18 protein-coding genes and 1 riboswitch are annotated in these 16,233 nt (G+C 68.5%); of the genes, 4 read left to right on the top strand and 14 right to left on the bottom strand.

Annotated elements, in window-relative coordinates; genetic code table 11:
* Positions 1-55: 55 nt before the first annotated feature.
* From ACT6QK_RS04895 to ACT6QK_RS04885, 3 genes are read right to left on the bottom strand one after another with little or no spacing between them, the layout of a single operon-like run.
* A complete protein-coding gene (locus ACT6QK_RS04895; RefSeq protein WP_444596691.1) occupies positions 56-571 on the bottom strand; it encodes a hypothetical protein in 516 nt (171 codons plus the stop codon).
* A gap of 32 nt (positions 572-603) precedes the next feature.
* Positions 604-2,802, bottom strand: coding sequence for a phosphoribosylformylglycinamidine synthase subunit PurL (purL, locus tag ACT6QK_RS04890; protein WP_444596690.1), 2,199 nt, complete (start codon positions 2,800-2,802; stop codon positions 604-606).
* A gap of 54 nt (positions 2,803-2,856) precedes the next feature.
* Positions 2,857-3,648: a hypothetical protein gene (locus ACT6QK_RS04885; RefSeq protein ID WP_444596689.1), complete on the bottom strand. Its 792-nt coding sequence runs from the start codon at positions 3,646-3,648 to the stop codon at positions 2,857-2,859.
* A gap of 132 nt (positions 3,649-3,780) precedes the next feature.
* On the opposite strand from ACT6QK_RS04885, the gene ACT6QK_RS04880 reads away from it, so the two are divergent.
* Both ACT6QK_RS04880 and ACT6QK_RS04875 read left to right on the top strand, forming a co-directional pair.
* On the top strand, positions 3,781-3,996 hold the full coding sequence (locus tag ACT6QK_RS04880) for a hypothetical protein (protein WP_444596688.1): 216 nt from the start codon (positions 3,781-3,783) through the stop codon (positions 3,994-3,996).
* Positions 3,997-4,061: 65 nt separating this feature from the next.
* A complete protein-coding gene (locus ACT6QK_RS04875) occupies positions 4,062-5,099 on the top strand; it encodes an aspartyl/asparaginyl beta-hydroxylase domain-containing protein (protein WP_444596687.1) in 1,038 nt (345 codons plus the stop codon).
* Here ACT6QK_RS04875 and ACT6QK_RS04870 read toward each other — a convergent pair.
* From ACT6QK_RS04870 to ACT6QK_RS04840, 7 genes are all read right to left on the bottom strand, one after another.
* On the bottom strand, positions 5,096-6,469 hold the full coding sequence (locus ACT6QK_RS04870) for a sulfite reductase subunit alpha (RefSeq protein WP_444596686.1): 1,374 nt from the start codon (positions 6,467-6,469) through the stop codon (positions 5,096-5,098). The genes ACT6QK_RS04875 and ACT6QK_RS04870 overlap by 4 nt on opposite strands.
* Position 6,470: 1 nt before the next feature.
* Positions 6,471-7,490: an FAD:protein FMN transferase gene (locus tag ACT6QK_RS04865; RefSeq protein ID WP_444596685.1), complete on the bottom strand. Its 1,020-nt coding sequence runs from the start codon at positions 7,488-7,490 to the stop codon at positions 6,471-6,473.
* Between the two features lie 65 nt (positions 7,491-7,555).
* Positions 7,556-8,380 (bottom strand): DUF4198 domain-containing protein, encoded by an 825-nt coding sequence (locus tag ACT6QK_RS04860; protein ID WP_444596684.1) that lies wholly within the window; start codon positions 8,378-8,380, stop codon positions 7,556-7,558.
* 21 nt (positions 8,381-8,401) lie between these two features.
* Positions 8,402-8,917 carry a DUF2271 domain-containing protein gene (locus ACT6QK_RS04855; RefSeq protein WP_444596683.1) on the bottom strand — a complete coding sequence of 172 codons (516 nt, stop codon included), beginning with the start codon at positions 8,915-8,917 and terminating at the stop codon, positions 8,402-8,404.
* Positions 8,918-8,931: 14 nt separating this feature from the next.
* Positions 8,932-9,606: a PepSY-associated TM helix domain-containing protein gene (locus ACT6QK_RS04850; RefSeq protein ID WP_444596682.1), complete on the bottom strand. Its 675-nt coding sequence runs from the start codon at positions 9,604-9,606 to the stop codon at positions 8,932-8,934.
* A 224-nt stretch (positions 9,607-9,830) separates the two neighbouring features.
* A complete protein-coding gene (locus tag ACT6QK_RS04845) occupies positions 9,831-10,802 on the bottom strand; it encodes a glutamate ligase domain-containing protein (RefSeq protein WP_444596681.1) in 972 nt (323 codons plus the stop codon).
* An 11-nt stretch (positions 10,803-10,813) separates the two neighbouring features.
* Positions 10,814-11,239, bottom strand: coding sequence for a Mur ligase domain-containing protein (locus ACT6QK_RS04840; RefSeq protein WP_444596680.1), 426 nt, complete (start codon positions 11,237-11,239; stop codon positions 10,814-10,816).
* Positions 11,240-11,357: 118 nt separating this feature from the next.
* Between ACT6QK_RS04840 and ACT6QK_RS04835 the strand changes: the two genes are divergently transcribed.
* Both ACT6QK_RS04835 and ACT6QK_RS04830 read left to right on the top strand, forming a co-directional pair.
* The gene (locus ACT6QK_RS04835; protein ID WP_444596679.1) at positions 11,358-11,684 is read left to right on the top strand and encodes a hypothetical protein; all 327 of its coding nucleotides are present in this window, start codon (positions 11,358-11,360) and stop codon (positions 11,682-11,684) included.
* On the top strand, positions 11,681-12,526 hold the full coding sequence (locus ACT6QK_RS04830) for an LD-carboxypeptidase (RefSeq protein ID WP_444596678.1): 846 nt from the start codon (positions 11,681-11,683) through the stop codon (positions 12,524-12,526). Before ACT6QK_RS04835 ends, ACT6QK_RS04830 begins: the two co-directional genes overlap by 4 nt.
* Before the next feature lie 308 nt (positions 12,527-12,834).
* Here ACT6QK_RS04830 and ACT6QK_RS04825 read toward each other — a convergent pair whose 3' ends face one another.
* From ACT6QK_RS04825 to ACT6QK_RS04810, 4 genes are all read right to left on the bottom strand, one after another.
* Positions 12,835-13,299, bottom strand: a complete 465-nt coding sequence (locus ACT6QK_RS04825) for an RcnB family protein (protein WP_444596677.1) — start codon at positions 13,297-13,299, stop codon at positions 12,835-12,837.
* Between the two features lie 177 nt (positions 13,300-13,476).
* Entirely contained in the window at positions 13,477-14,661 is a 1,185-nt protein-coding gene (gene metB, locus ACT6QK_RS04820) for a cystathionine gamma-synthase (RefSeq protein ID WP_444596676.1), read from the bottom strand.
* Positions 14,658-15,713: a homoserine O-succinyltransferase MetX gene (gene metX, locus ACT6QK_RS04815; protein ID WP_444596675.1), complete on the bottom strand. Its 1,056-nt coding sequence runs from the start codon at positions 15,711-15,713 to the stop codon at positions 14,658-14,660. The genes metB and metX overlap by 4 nt, the downstream gene beginning before the upstream one ends.
* 76 nt (positions 15,714-15,789) lie before the next feature.
* A riboswitch (SAM riboswitch) is annotated at positions 15,790-15,905 on the bottom strand.
* A gap of 167 nt (positions 15,906-16,072) precedes the next feature.
* Positions 16,073-16,195, bottom strand: coding sequence for a hypothetical protein (locus ACT6QK_RS04810; protein ID WP_444596674.1), 123 nt, complete (start codon positions 16,193-16,195; stop codon positions 16,073-16,075).
* Positions 16,196-16,233: the final 38 nt, after the last annotated feature.

The following is a 16,233-nucleotide window of genomic DNA, read 5'->3' as shown; positions in this document are numbered from 1 at the left end:
GCCCGGATCATGGCGGAGGGAAGACAGTGGGTAAGCGGCACGACGAAGGGTGCTGTCAGAGCCAAGGCCCTTGTTGTGGAGATGCGGCCAGATCGCGTATTTTTGCTACGATGTCGGCTGCATTTATCGAATGGTAAACTGGGTTGATCAGGATCAGCGGCTTCTTCCGATCATGCACAAACACCGAAATCTCCTCGACACGACCATAGATTGACAGACGCCGCTTCACGACGATGTCCCCGATTTCGTCGAGGGCTGCGGCTTGTCTGAAGGGGTTGAACACCACCAGTTTCTTTCCATCCACGAAGATCGATGGGCCGTCTTGGCGGATATTGCGAATGGCCGCAGCTGTCCAAGACACAAGAGCGACAGCCATCGCCGCGCATAGAAGCGCTTGAATGACGATGTAGCCGGGCTGAGCCGCCATCGGCGGTAGGGTCCCGCGCCCGGCGTTCCAGAGCAGAAGCGCAATCACGACCGCACATCCGGCAATCAACACCGCCGCCATCAGCAAAAGCGTCCATGTCAGACGCTGGGCCACCTTTGGGTTGTGATAGGCGATCGGCAGCATACAACGCCTTGCTTGCGGGGTCTTGGGAGAGCTTAGCCCTCTATCCAACCCGGCATCCAGCCTTCATGCCATTCGCGCAGGTGGGCGAGGGGGATGCGGAACAGGTCGCCGGACGCGAAGTCCGTTCCGCCGACCCGGCCGACGACAGAGGCGTGCAGACCCGCCTCCTGCGCCTTGGCGATCAGGGCGGCGGGGTCCGACACCGCCGTCAGATAGCGGGCCTGGTCCTCGCCGAAGAGGAAGATGTGGGCATGGGTCGCCGAGGTCGCGTCCAGTTCGATGCCAACGTCCGAGGCCAGGGCGATGTCGGCCGCCGCGCCGATCAGGCCGCCGTCGGACAGGTCGTGGACGCAGGTCAGTTCGCCGGCCTCGATCAGGTCGCGCACGAAATCGCCGGTCTTGCGTTCCAGCTTCAGGTCCACCGGTGGCGGGGCGCCGTCCTCGCGGCCCAGAACCTCGCGCAGATAGATGGAGGCGCCGAGTTCTCCGACTGTGTCGCCGATCAGGACCAGGGTCTCGCCGTCGGTCGCCCCGCCGAACCCGGTGACGACGTCATAGTTGGGCAAGAGGCCGACGGCGCCGACGGTTGGCGTCGGGGGAATGGCGACGCCGTTGGTCTCGTTATAGAGGCTGACGTTTCCGCTCACGACCGGGAAGTCCAGCTCGCGGCAGGCCTCGGCCATGCCGTCGATCGCGCGGACGATCTGGCCCATGATCTCGGGGCGTTGCGGGTTGCCGAAGTTCAGGTTGTCGGTGATGGCAATGGGGCGGCTGCCCACGGCCGTCAGGTTGCGCCAGGCCTCGGCCACGGCCTGTTTGCCACCCTCATAGGGGTCGTTCTGGACATAGCGGGGGGTGCAGTCCGAGGTGACCGCCAGACCCTTGTCCGTGCCATGGACACGGACCACGCCGGCGTCGGCGCCGGTGGAGCTGTCCTGAAGCGTGTCGGCCATGACGTGGCGGTCGTACTGTTCCCAGATCCAGCGCTTTGACGCCATGTCGGGACAGGCGACGACCTTCATCACCGCATCGGCCCAGTTCTCGGGGGCCGGCACGTCGGCGGGGGCGAGGCGGGCGTGCAACTCCGGCTGGACCCAAGGGCGATCATAGAGCGGCGCATCGTCGAACAGGGGCGCCAAGGGCACGTCGCAGACGACTTCGCCGTGGTGGTTCAGCACCAGACGGCCGGTGTCGGTGGTCTTGCCGATGACGGCGAAGTCCAGGCCCCACTTCCTGAAGATGCGCTCTCCGTCCGCCTCGCGGCCCGGCTTCAGCACCGCCAGCATCCGCTCCTGGCTTTCCGACAGCATCATCTCATAGGCCGTCATGCCGGTTTCGCGCTGCGGCACCTTGTTCATGTCCAGCTCGATGCCGACGCCGCCCTTCCCGGCCATCTCCACGGAGGAAGAGGTCAGACCCGCTGCGCCCATGTCCTGGATGGCGGCGACGGCGCCCGAGGCCATCAGCTCCAGCGTGGCCTCGATCAGCAGCTTTTCGGCGAAGGGGTCGCCGACCTGGACGGTGGGGCGCTTGGAGTCCGACTCGTCGTCGAACTCGGCCGAGGACATGGTGGCGCCGTGGATGCCGTCGCGGCCCGTCTTGGAGCCGAAATAGACCACGGCGTGGCCCGCTTCCGGGGCGGCCGAATAGTAGATCTCGTCGGCACGGGCCAGGCCCACGCACATGGCGTTGACCAGGATGTTGCCGTTGTAGCCCTTGTGGAAGTTGGTCTCGCCGGCGACGGTCGGCACCCCGACGCAGTTGCCGTAGCCGCCGATGCCCGACACCACTCCGGAGACCAGACGCTTCGTCTTCTCGTGTGACGGATCGCCGAAACGCAGGGCGTTCAGCAGGGCCACGGGACGGGCGCCCATGGTGAAGACGTCGCGCATGATGCCGCCCACGCCCGTCGCCGCGCCCTGGTAGGGCTCGATGTAGGAGGGGTGGTTGTGGCTCTCCATCTTGAAGATGCAGGCGTCGCCGTCGTCGATGTCGATCACGCCCGCGTTCTCGCCAGGGCCGCAAATGACGCGATCGCCGGTGGTCGGGAACTTGCCGAGGTGGATTTTCGAGGACTTGTAGGAGCAGTGCTCCGACCACATGACCGAGAAGACGCCCAGCTCGACATGGTTGGGTTCGCGCCCCAGCCGTTCCAGCACGACGGCGTATTCATTCGGGGCCAGGCCGTAGTCGGCGGCCAGTTCGGCCTTGGATTTTTCAGGAGCGCTCATGGGCGCGCCTTCTAGACGGACTCGCGCCAAGAGTCAGCCACGGCGCCCCCTAAACTACCGCTCGATGCCGGGGCGAAGACGGAACGTCAGCAGCACCCCCGCCAGGATCAGGATGACGGCGGCGGCCAGCGCCGCGAATCCGAGCGTCGGGTTGCGTTCCTGCTCGGCCGCGAAGGCGCCGATCAGGCCCCAGGCGATGGGCAGGGGATAGGCCAGCACACGCAGACGCCAGGTCACGCCGAGCCCGACCAGCAACACAACGGCCACCGCCGCGAGCGCCCAGCCGGTCGGGGACAGGGCGGCGGGCAAGGCGTCCAGAGCCGTCGCCGTGGTGATCAGGTTCAGCGGCGCCGCCACCGTCAACCAGCCCGCGAGGGCGGCGAGGGGCCAAGCGACCAGCAAACGATCCCGGTCGCCGCGCGACAGGCTGCGGATCGTCCCGGCGCTCAGCAGCAGCGGGATCAGCAAGGCCAGCAGAGAGGCGAAGATGACCCCGACGCTGGCGACCTTGAGATCCAGCGCCGCCACGACGATCCAGAAACCGATGCCGAACAGGGCGACCGCCGAGGGCCAGCCCATGCGGGTGATCAGTGGGCTCTCGCCCGTCTGGGGCAGGGCCTGACGGATCGCATAGGCCATCAGCCCCAGATAGATCAGGCTCCAGATCGCAAAGGCGTAGCCGGCCACGCGAAGGGTGGTGTTGCCGTCGGCGGCGAACTCGGCTTGGGTCAGGCCCAGACCGGCGAGGTTCTGGACCAGCGGCACGACCACGGCGAAGACGGCGGCGGCGAGAACGATCAGGCGGCGGGTGCGCTGGGCCGGGGTGGGGCGGACGATGGAGGACATGACGATCTTTCAATGACGCTCGGACACCCCATACGCAGGAACAACGGCAAAGGTTCACCCACACCGCGATTTGCCGCACGGAACCGCCGTCGCGGCGGCTGGTTGTCCTTCTGAACCTCACAGGAGACCGACATGGCCGATCCCAAGGATATCGAACCCGAAACCCCGCATTTCGACACCAGCGACGTCGAGGCCAATCTGGCGATCGAACAGGGTCTGGGCGTCGGCGCCCGAGAACTGGCCGCCCCGCGCGATCCCGGTGGGGTGGTGACGCCGGATGAGGAAGACGATGCTGACGCCCTTGACCAGACCGTGGGCCGCGAGGCCGGGGACGACGCGCAAATCTAGCGATCAGCGACGGCTGAGCCCGCTTTCGGCTTGACCAACCCGGATCGACGACGTCCGATCCGGGAATGGCGCTATCCGAACCGAACCCGAAGCTGGCCGAGGCCGAGGCGCGGCTGTCGCGCGATCCCAACGACATGGCCGCCCTGATCGCCAAGGGCGACGCTCTTGCGGCGTCGGGCGACGGGCGTGGGGCGTCCAGCTTTTACAATGCGGCCTTGAGGATCGCGGGCGAAAGGCAGGGGCAGGGGCGAGCGCTCGCCGCCGACCTTATCCCCGAACTGCGCCGGGTCCAGGCGGCGGTGAAGGCCCAGGCCGAGGCGTTTCAGACCCATCTGGCTGAGGGACTGTCGGCGGCAGGTTTCGACCCGGCGACCTCCAGCGACCGCTTCGCCCTGTCGCTGGACCTGATGGCGGGGCGGAAACAGCTCTATTTCCAGCAGCCGCGCTTCTATCTGTTTCCCGGACTGCCGCAGGTTCAGTTTCAGCCGCGCGAGACCCTGCCCTGGCTTTCGGCGGTGGAAAAGGCGACCGACGACATCGCCGCCGAGCTGCGAACCCTTCTGGAGGAGCCGGGCCTGTTCGAGCCCTATATCCAGCCCCGCAAGGACCGGCCCAACTCGGACCAGGCGGGCATGATGGCCAACCCCGACTGGAGCGCGCTGTTCCTGTGGAAGGACGGCGTCGAGCAGCCCGACATCGCCCGCCGCTGTCCCCGCACGATGGAGGCCCTGGCCGAGGTTCCCCTGTGCCGGATCGAGGGGCGGACGCCGTCGATCCTGTTCTCGCGCCTGACGCCGGGGGCGAGGATTCCGCCGCACAACGGGCTCATCAATACGAGGCTGATCTGCCACCTGCCGCTGATCACCCCGCCGAACTGCACCTTCCGCGTCGGAAACGATGTGCGCGACTGGGAACAGGGTCGAGCCTGGGCCTTCGATGACACCATCGAGCATGAGGCGGCGAACCACAGCGATCAGGATCGCACCATCCTGATCTTCGATGTCTGGAAGCCCGAACTGACGGCCGAGGAGCGGGAGCTGGTCGCCAGTCTGTTCCGCACCATCGACGCCTATGGGGCCAAGGGCGCGGCCTGGGGGGTTTAGTAGACGTCGCGCCGGTAGCGGCCGGTCTCGGTGAGTTCGATCAGGCGGTCAGGGCCGAGCGCCGTTTCGAGCGCCGCATGGACGCCAGAGGCCATGCCGTCCAGGCTGCCGCAGACATAGATGGCCGCGCCGCGTTCGACCCAGGCGACGATCTCCTCGGCATGGTCGTCGATCAGGTGCTGGACATAGCGGCCGGTGCGGCCCTCGGCGTCGGGGTCGCGGGAGAAGGTGCGGTCCAGGCGGGTGAGGACGCCGGCGGCGAGAGCGGTCTGGAGCTCGTCGTCGAAGAAGGCGTCGTGGGCGGCGGTGCGTTCGCCGAACAGCAGCCAGGCCCCGCCGTCCCCAGTCGTGCGCGATTTCAGATGGGCGCGCAGGCCGGCGATACCGGTCCCGTTGCCGATCAGGATCATCGGCGTCGAGGCCGCCGGGGCGTGGAAAGCCGCGTTGGTGCGGATACGCAAGGGAAGCTCGTCGCCGACGCCAAGACCCAGGGCGAGACGGCCCGAGCCCAGCCCGGGCGTTCCGTCCGGATGGCGCATCAGACGCACCAGCAGCTCGAGCCGCCCGTCCGACGGCAGGGAGCCGATGGAGTATTCGCGCGAGACCTCCCCGCCGTCGGCCGTCGGCACGCCGATCTCGGCGATATCGCCGGCGACCCAGTTCGCAGGGCCATCGAGCGGTTCCAGCGCGATATGGAAGGCCTCGCCGCCCGGGCTGCCGGGATTGACGTGGGTCCGCTCGACCATCCGCCAGCGGTCGTAGGCGGGCGGGGTCCAGTCGGGGGCGGTGGTTGCGCCGGTCAGCTGGTTCAACTGGTGCTGCCAGTGGCGGACGGCCGCTGGATCACCGTCGTCCACCTCGACCGTGTCGAACAGGGGCAGGGCGTCGGAGCGGCGCAGCCAGGCTTCCAGCGCCCGGCCGAAGCCGCAGTAGTCGCGATAGGTCAGGTCGCCGAGCGACAGAACGCCGTAGCTCAGCCCGTCGAGGCCGGCGGCCTCGCCCAGCAGGGTGCGGACCACGCGGCCCGCACTGTCCGGGGCGTCGCCCTCGCCGGTGGTGGAGACGACGAACAGGGCGCGGCGCGAACCCTTCAGCAGGTCCAGATCGAGGTCCGAGAAGGAGACGACGCGCACGGGCCAACCGCCGTCGGACAGGGCGCGGGCGGTCATCCAGGCCAGTTGCTCGGCCAGGCCGGTCTGGCTGGCGTAGGCGATCAGAGTGGCGTCGCCGCCGTCTCCCGCGAGCGACTCGGAGCGGGCCTTTTCCTCACGGCGGGCACGTCGCACACCCAGGATCACAGCCAGCACCGAGGCCAGCCAGAGGCCGGTCGCGAGGGCCGCGAGCGTCAGACGGGCGACGTCCTCGGTCACCTCAGTCCTCGTCCATCATCTCAAGGAAGGCGGGGGAAAGAACCTCGACCAGCCCGCCCCGGTCGTGGGCCATGAATCGGGCGGCCAGTTTCATGTCCGTGGCGAAGGCCAGGCCTTCGTCCATGCCCATGACGGTCAGGGCGGTGGCGAAGGCGTCGGCCTGCATGGCCGAGGGGTGCAGGACGGTGACAGAGGCCAGCCCGTTCTCGATCGGACGGCCGGTGCGGCCATCGATGCTGTGGGCGTAGAGGCGGCCATCATAGCCGAAGTAGCGGCGGTAATCGCCGGAGGTGGCGACCGACAGGCCGTACAGGGCGACCACGGTCCGGCGCGCCTCGCCGGCCGGCGGCTGCTCCAACTCGACCCACCAAGGCTGGCCGTCCGGCTTGACGCCCTCGCCACGCAACTCGCCCCCGACCTCGATCAGGTGGGAGGTCGCGCCCAGCGCCGTCAGGCGTTCGGAGATGCGGTCCACCGCATGGCCCTTGGCGATGGCGGAGAAATCCAGACGCAGGCCGCCGGGCTGGAGCGCGGCGCGGGCTCCGGGGTCCAGCCGCAGCCTTCGCCAGCCGGAGACGGCCAGAGCCTCCTCGATCTCGCTCGGCCAGGGCAGGGGCTGTTCGGAGCTGCGCGGACCGGGCGGGCCGAAGCCCCAGAGATCGACGAGGGCGCCCAAGGTCGGATCGACGGCGCCGTCGGTGTCGTCCGACAGGTCCATCGACGCCTGCAGCAGGGCCCAGAAGGGCTCGGACAGGGAGACCGCACCCGGCGGGGCGGTGTTGAACCGGCTGATCTCGCTGTCGGCGACCCAGGGGCTGAACAGGGCGACGACGGCGTCGAGCTCGGCCTGGATCGCATCGGCGTAGGCGGTCTGGATCGCGCCGGGCGCAGCGATGACGCGGGCGGACCAGGTGGTGCCCATGGTCTCGCCGCCGAGGGACCAGATGTCGTCGCTGGGCGGAAGCGTGGGCGGGGCGTTGGTGACGGGGACGAGGACGCGATTTTCGATGCGCTCCGCCAACGGCGCCGATGCGGGATCGGCGCCGATGACGACAGGCGGCGGCGCGCCTTTCGATCCCCTGCGGTTCAGGGCAGGACTTCCAGGATCGCGACATAGGAGGCGCTGGCGACGGGGGGACCGCCGCGACCGCCGCCCTGGGGCGCCGAGGGGTCGCGCCAGGTGGTGTTGACCCAGTACATGCCGGCCGCCGGCCAGGTCACGGTGAATTTGCCGTCGGCGTCGGTCTTGGTGGTGATCTCTTCGGGGTTGTTGCGGTAGCGGGTCCCGCCGCGCGCCAGGGTCACCTCGGCGTCGGCATAGGGCTTGCCGTCGCGCAGGAACTGGAAGGTCGCGGCCTCGCCTTCAACGAGATCGTTCGGGTGGGTGACGGGGACGAACTCGATGCCCTGGCCCGTCGGCTTGAACACCTCGGTGGTGGCGTCGCCGAGGGTGACGAAGGTCTCCAGACGGGTGGCGCTGGGGGCGCTGACGACGTTCTCGGCGCCGGCGGGGATGGCGGCCTGCAGGCCCGAGGCCGGACCCCGCCAGCGGCCGGGTTGGCCGTTCAGGGTCCAGGCGGCCATGACGCCGATGTTGTTGTTGGCGATCCGGTAGGTGCCGGGCTGGGTCAGGTGGACGTCGAAGGTCGAGCGGTACTTGCCGACCAGCGGGTTGGCGGTCTCGACCGTCGTCGTCCCATCGGGGGCGGTGACGCGGATGTTGTCCAGACGCATGGCGGCGTGGTCGGCGATGAAGACGCCGTTGGAAATGCCGCCGTCGACCCCGACCCAGGCGTCATTGCCGGACAGGACGGTGGAGGAGGGCAGGATCCATTGGCGGTGGGCATGGGCGGACATCGGGGCGATCAGGGTCGCCAGGGCGACGGCGGCGAAGGCGAGAGACTTCTTCATGTCAGGCTTCCTGTCAGAAAATCAGCGAGTGACGGCGACGGAGACGGCGCCGAGTTCGGTGGAGCCGGTCGCCCGGCCGGTGTTGGGCGCGCCCCAGCGGAAGGGCACGCGGACGACCTCCCGGCCGCCCAGTTCACGCGCGGCCTCGACGACCAGGGTGTACTGGCCGTGCTGGACGCCATTCAGCCGGGCGCCGGGGACGCGGATCGTCTGGGTTCCGGGCGCGCGGGTGGCGCCGGAGACGCCGTCGGCGGGCAGGGCCATGGCGCGGCCGCCCTTGCGCCACCAGGTGCGCATGTCCTTGAGCCAGTCCTTGCCGTCGCCCTCCGCGTTGCGGGTCTGCTGGTACCAGACGGCCAGGGTGCGCACGGCGGTCTGGTCCGGGGTCTCGATCCAGACCGCGACATAGGGACGGTGATAGGAGCCCGAGTTGATGCGGGGGATTTCGACCGTGACGTTCAGGTCGGCGGCCTGGGCCAGGCTCGGGGCAGTGGTGGCCAGGGCGGCGGTGGTCAGGACGAGGGGGAGGGCGCGCATGGGTCTCTACTCGGTCAGTGAATGAACAACAGGGCGATGATGACGGGGATCAGCAGGCCCAGCCCGACCAGGGGCCAGGTTGAGGGGCGGCTGCGGCCGTGCAGCCACAGCAGGCCCAGGCCGGTCAGGGCGAAGACGACGCAGGCCACGGCGAAGACGTCGATGAACCAGTACCAGACCACGCCGGTGTTGCGGCCCTTGTGCAGGTCGTTGACATAGGCGACCCAGCCCTGGTTCGTGACCTCCATGACGACGTCGCCGGAGGCGCGGTCGATGGTCAGCCAGCCGTCGCCGCCGGGGCGGGGCAGGGCGACATAGACCTCGTCCGGGGTGGTCTCGGTGGCGCGGCCGGCGATGGTGGCCTTCAGCTCTTTCGACGCCCAGCGGGCGACGGCGTCGGGCACCGGCTCGGTGGTCTCCTCCGGCATGTCGGTCAGGCGCTGGACCAGGGGGGCGGGCAGGGTCGCCGTCCGTTCGGACACGACCGGGTCGGCCTTGATCTGGGCGGCGTGGTTCAGGGTGATCCCGGTGATGGCGAACAGGATCATCGAGGCCAGCGACACCCCGGCCGAGATCCAGTGCCAGGAGTGGAGCTGCTTCAGCCAGAAGGCGCGCGCGCGGTTGACGCCGGGCGTCTTGGCCGGGCGGGCGGGCGTTTCGGGCACGGGGCGGGCGGGGGCGTCAGTCACAGGGGGGCTGTGCCACAAGATGCGAACGAGTTGCAATAGAAACAGCGCTCGATGTGCAATCCGTCGCAGGTTTTATTCCTCCTCCAGCAAAGCGCAGGGAGAGGGGGACCGCAGCGCGCTTGCGCTGTGGTGGAGGGGGCCCGATCCAGACACGGTGATAGGGTTTGCCCCCTCCACCGCGAAGACGCGGTCCCCTCCCCCGATGGGGGAGGAATGTCTGAGCCCTAACCCAGCCGCTGCACCAGATCGGCGGCGAACTCCGACAGGGTGTCGTCGCGGGCGCCCATGATGATGATCCGGTCGCCGGGGCGGGCCAGTTCGATCAGCCGGTCGCCGCAGGCGGCGCGGTCGGGCAGGGCCTCGGCCTGACGACCGTGGGCGCGGACGCCGGAGGCGATGTCTTCGGATCCCACGCTGCGATCCGTGGTGCCGCCGTAATAGACGGGCTCGGACAGGATCAGAATGTCGTCGGGACGCATCAGGCCCGCGAATCCCTCGATGAACTCGGTCTTCATCAGCTTCAGCGGGCCGAAGCCGTGCGGCTGGAACAGGATCAGCAGCCGACCGTCGAAGACGTGCAGGGTCTTGAGCGTGGCGGCGATCGTGTCCGGGTTGTGGGCGAAGTCGTCGATGACCGTCACCCCGCCTGTGGTCCCGACCACCTCCATGCGGCGGCGGATGCCGGCGAAGGTCTCCAGAGCCGCGACGGCCTGATCCAGCGGGATGTCCAGCGCGCGCACGGCGCCGAGGGCGGCGAGGGCGTTGGCGACATTGTGGGCGCCGGGGACGTTGAGGGTGACGGCCAGATCCGCGCCGCCGCGCTCGCTCAGCCGGAAGGTCATGCCGGTCGGCAAGGGGACGAGGTCGTCGGCCGAGAGGTCGGCCTGTGCGTCGCCTAGGGAGAAGGTGACGACATCGGCCGCGCGCCCGGCGGCCGCGAGCATCTGAGCGAGCACCTGGGTCTCGGGATTGTCGAGGTTGAGGACGGCTCTTCCAGCGCGCGTGACGAAGCCGCCGAACAGGTCGCGCAGCTCCTCCATCGACTTGTGATCGAGCGAGATGTTGGAGACGACCGCGACCGTCGCGTCATAGCGGGCGATTGAGCCGTCGGATTCATCCACCTCGGCGACGAAGGCCTCGGGTCCGCCGATCAGGGCGCTGGCGTAGGGGTGGTCGGCGTCGGTGAAATTCTTCATCACGGCGCCGTTCATGACGGTGGGGTCGCGACCGGCCCGATGCAGGATCCAGGCATCATACCGGTGATGGTCGATTTGCCCGATGTGCCGGCCACGCCCACCGAGGTCGGGGCCGCGTTGAACAGTTCGCTCAGAAGTTGGGGCCGGGTCTTGATCGTCGCGCCGACCCGTTTGGCCGCCGCGATGTCGGGCACCGTGTCCTCGATGGCGCCGGAGGCGATCACCACCTGATCCGGCGAGGTGACGCCCGATCCGTCCTGGGGGAACAGGCCGACGCCATGGTCGGCCAGCCAGGCGAACTTCTCCGGCGTCCGGCCCTGATCCCGCGACCGGTCGGAGCCCTGAATGGCGTGGCCGCGCGACTGGACGATCAGGGCCAGGGGCAGCATCCCCGACCCGCCGATGCCGCAGAAGAAATAGGAGGCGTCGCTTTTCATTCCGGCTGAGTAACTGCCCGGAGGCACAAGGAAAAGCGAAACCCCGGCCGGCTTCGACAATCGGCTTTCCCGAGCGTCTCCCACATTCTACGGTCTGGCGTCAGACGAGGCGGGACGCATGGAAGCTCCGAAATCCAAGTCAGTAGGCGCGCGCCTGCTTGATATTCTGTTTGGCGAGAAAGTGCCTTCGGAAGAAGGCTCGAGGCCGGTCGCCCCCAAGCCCCGGCTGGTCGCCATCTATATGGTCATATTTTTTCTTTGGCTGGTCTTCATGTTGGCCTGCGTGACGAACTATTTCGTCGCACTCCCTTATGTAGGCGGCTGGTTCAGCGAAAACGGCCGGAGCTATATGTCATGGGGCAACATAGTCTTGTGTGTGGTTTTGTGGCTGCTGTCGCGGAAACCCCGGCGGCATGGCGATGACCCAACGAAGGCCCCGAAGTGATCGCCAACAGCTTCAAGATCGGCGTGGTCTGCGCCAGTTCGCGCTTCGCGCGTGAGCGGGCCGACGCCGTCAACGACTGGTTCGCCGAACACTATCCGGACGGGTCGGTGTCGGTGGTGTTTCATCCGGCCTGTTTCCTTAAGCACGGCCATTTCGCCGGGGACGACCGGGCGCGGGCCGAGGCCTTCATCGAATACGCCAACGATCCGCGCATCGACGCCATCTGGTTCGCGCGGGGCGGCTACGGATCGTGCCGCATCGCCGAGGCGGTGATCCCGCGTCTGAACGAGGTGGCCCGCAAGAAGCGCTTCATGGGCTATTCCGACGCGGGCAGCCTGCTGGCCGGAATGTACAGGGCCGGGTTCAGGCATCTGGCGCACGGGCCGATGGCCTCGGATTCAGTGCGGCATGACGAGACGGCCCAGGGGGCGCTGGCCTGGCTGACCACGGGGCGGACCGCCTGGATCGAGCCGTCGCTGGCGATCGACAGAAAGCCCGCCGTCGCCTTCAACCTGACCATCATCGACCAGCTGGTCGGGACGGCGCTGGAACCGGACCTGACCGACCATGTGCTGATGATCGAGGAGGTGTCCGAGGCCCTGTATCGCGTCGACCGGATGATGTTCCACCTGACCGGTCAGGCCTCGATCCGGAAGGTCGCGGGCATCCGTCTGGGGCGGGTGTCGGATGTGACCGTCAACGACCCCGACTTCGGCCTGACGCCCGAGGAGATCGTCCGATACTGGTGCGCCCGTTCGGGCATCCCCTATCTGGGCGCTGCCGACATCGGCCATGACGGCCTGAACAAGGTTGTCCCCTTCGGACAGGGGCCTGGTTCGTGACCGTCGCGCCGCACTCCCTGACCGGTTTTGGGGGATGGTACGAAAAGTGGGTCATTTTGTTACATGACCCCTCGACACCGGTAACAAACCGGGGTTCACATACGCCCCGATGACGCCCGACGGTTCGCCGTCAGGGGGTGCGGCCGGAGCGATCCGACCGCGACCGCCTGAAGGCCTCTACGGTTTGCGAAGGGTGGGGGATGACGTGGGGGCGTCGTCGTGACCCGTTGAAGAGCCGGGGTGCATCTTTCCGACAGGGCCCGCCCTCACGTCAGTGAAGGCGGGCCCGCTTGGTTTCGGACACAGGCCTAGTTGAACAGACCGGCGATGACGGCCGTGATCAGGCCGGTGGCGACGGCGGTCAGGACCACGTCATTGCCCGAGCGGATATATTCATATCCAAGCGGCGGAGCCCGAAGGCCGTAGCGGCCGTAGTCGGACACCACATAGGTCCGTGAGCGATACTGGGCCGGCATCCGCTGGCCATAGGACCAGGCGCGGGCCTGATAGCCGCGCGGAGCGACGTAGCGGGGCGCCGAATAGCGACGCTGGGCCTGCTGCCAGCGACCATAGGCCGGGGCTGGCTGGGCGCGGGGCGGCGCCGGGCGGACCTGGACGTGACGACTGGGCGCGGGAGGGGCTGCCCGTTGCGGCTGGCCGGCGTGCGGCCGGTCGTGCGGACCGCGCGATTGGGCCGAGGCGGCCGAAGCGGTCCCCAGGGCGGAGGCGGCGGTCAGGGCCGCCAGAGCGACGGCGATGGACTTGCGGGTCATGGCGATCTCCTTTTCGATTTGAGCCATGACGCCAAACTAGCGGGTGGACGCTGAGCCCAGTCTGAGGACCGGCGGCAGTCGAGGTTCATCGCAGGGTCCGTTCACCGCCCGGAGTGTTGCAGCGCCGACATGCATGGGGGGCGACGCCGGAGTCCGTGACCCCGGCGTCGAAATGGATCAGGCCGCCTCGGCCTCGACCTCGGAGGAGACCAGGGCGTCGAGGGCGCGGGTCAGGTCGGCGATGACGTCGTCCTGATGCTCCAGCCCGACCGAGAGGCGCAGCAGGCCCTCGGTGATGCCGGCGGTGACGCGCGCCTCGGGCGTCATGGCCGCATGGGTCATGGTGGCCGGGTGGGCGATCAGGCTTTCGACGCCGCCGAGCGACTCGGCCAGGGTGAAGACCTCCAGTTCCTCGATCAGGGTGCGGACGGCCTCGGTCCCGCCCTTCAGCTCGAAGCTGAGCATGGCGCCCGGACCCTTTTGCTGGCGCGCGGCCAGGGCGTGGCCGGAGTGGGAGGCGAGGCCCGGATAGTGAACCGCCTTGACCGCCGGGTGGGCGGCCAGGATCTCGGCGACGGCGCCGGCGGTGGCTTGCTGATGCTCGATGCGGGCGAACAGGGTGCGCAGGCCGCGCAGGGTCAGATAGGCGTCGAACGGCGAGCCTGTGACGCCCAGGCAGTTGGCCCACCAGGCGACCTCGGCATGGTCCGCCGCATCGGCCGAGACCACAGCGCCGCCGACCACGTCGGAGTGGCCGTTGATGTATTTGGTCGTGGAGTGGACGACGAAGTCGGCGCCCAGCTCGATCGGCCGCTGCAGGGCCGGCGACAGGAAGGTGTTGTCGGCGACGACCTTGGCTCCGACCCGGTGGGCGCGGGTGCAGATGTCGGCCACGTCCACCACGCGCAGCAGGGGGTTGGACGGGGTCTCGACCAGCACCAGTTTGGGGTTGAGGGCCAGGGCGGCCTCGAGCGCGGGGGGGTCACCCTGATCGACGAAGGCGACCTCGAAATGACCCTTCTTCGCCCGGGCGCAGAGCAGGCGGTGGGTGCCGCCATAACAGTCGTGCGGGGCGATCAGCAGGTCGCCGGGCGACAGCAGGCTGAGCGGCAGGTCCACCGCGGCCATGCCGGTGGCGGTGACGACGCAGCCGGCGCCGCCCTCCAGCTGAGCCAGGGTCTCGGCCAGGACGTCACGGGTCGGGTTGCCCGAGCGGCTGTAGTCATACTTCCGCTTCTGCTCGAAGCCGGCGAAGGAGTAGTTGGACGACAGATAGAGGGGCGGCATGACCGCGCCGTGCGCCGTGTCCTGATCGACGCCGGAACGGGCGCAGAGGGTGCGGACATCTTGCGGACGAGTCATTGGTCGATTTCCTTGAGGGCGGAGCGGAGGATGTTGCCGACGAAGGCGTCCTCCTTGAGAAAGGCGTCGTGGCCGTACAGGGACGGGGCCTCGACCAGTCGGAACAGGGTGGGCAGGCGGGCGGCCAGTTCGCGGATGTCGTCGATCGGCACCAGCCGGTCGGAGGTGAAGCCGATCAGGGTGGTGGGGACGGTGATGGCCTCGGGCGTGACCCGGTGGCGGTCGATCGAATCCGACAGCGACAGCCACCGGGCGGGCGTCGTGTGGGTGCGGTAGGCGTCGCCCCGCGCCGTCAGATAGTCGCAGACCGGGTAGAGGCCGCCGGCCGCATCGGCGACGGAATCGTCGAACCGCTCGCCGAACTCCTCGGGCGTGCGATAGGTGGTCATGGCCAGTTCGCGGGCCAGGGCGACGCCGTCCTCGGGCCGACCGGCCTCGGTCGCCAGCTTCAGGATGCGACGCTGGATGCCGCGCCAGGCGGTGGCCAGGGGATGGGTGCGGTGGGCGGCGGAGACGACGACCAGCTTCTTCAGGCGCTCGGGATAAAGCTCGGCGAAGGCCAGGCCGATCATGCCGCCGTAGGAGCAGCCGACGAAGGCCGATACGGTTTCGGCGCCGAGGTGATCCAGCACCACGGTCAGAAGCCGGGCCTGATCGTGAGTGGTGATGGTGACGGCCGGCTGACCCTCGATGGCCTCCGGGGCGTAGTCGAAGGCCAGGACCTGGCAGCGGCGCAGATCGACCGGGCCGCCGACCGACACGGCGCCCGACCACCAGCCCAGGCCGTTGGTCTCGGTCCGGTGCACGAAGCGGCCCGAGGAGATGCCGCCGGCGACGACGACCAGGGGCGCGCCGGCCCGGCCATGCAGGCGGGCCACGACCGAGGCCTGGCCCAGGCGTTCGCCGGACTGGAGGCGGAAGTCGGCGGGAATGGGCGTGACAATATCGGCGGCCGTGTCGGCGCGCAGGGCTTCGAGCACGGCGTGATCGACGGCCGGCGCTTCGGCGTCGCGACAGAGGGGTTCGAGGGTGGTTTCGGTGTCGAAAGCCATCAGGGTCGTCCGCATATCCCGCCCACCAAGGCTCATGCGTGACAGACCGTGGAGACGCCGCCGTAGACCGACGCTCCACCCATCTCTCGCGAACCCTTGAAAGGGTCCTCGCAGGAGTTGGCACCGTTCGGGCGGAACCCGATGGTTGCCCCGGCGTCAAAGGGCCTATCCCTCAGCCGGTCTTGATGAGTGCCTTTAGGGATGGTGGAATCGTCGTCGCGCGTCAAGCGGAAAAATCTGGCGTCGATGGCGACGAAGGCTGAGGGCTTGTGCGGCCCTATACTCGTTGAAATGCCATAACGCGCAAAAAACTTGCATGATGGGGTTGACGCTTTGATCCGCCGCCGTCACCCTGAGGCTCAAGTTTTTCGCAGGATCACGCCCTTGTCGCGCCCCGGCCTCATCGCCGTTTCGATTACCACCGCCGCCGGAATGGCGCGGACGGTTTCGCCTGCGCTCACCACCACCGGCGGTACGACCATGACCGGCCCCACTCGGGCGGGAACAGGTTAGCGCGCGT

Source organism: Brevundimonas sp. (genome assembly GCF_052436175.1).
Classification (GTDB): Bacteria; Pseudomonadota; Alphaproteobacteria; order Caulobacterales; family Caulobacteraceae; genus Brevundimonas.
Note: the sequence above shows the minus strand (reverse complement) of the source record. Positions and strands in the feature narration are given on the sequence as shown.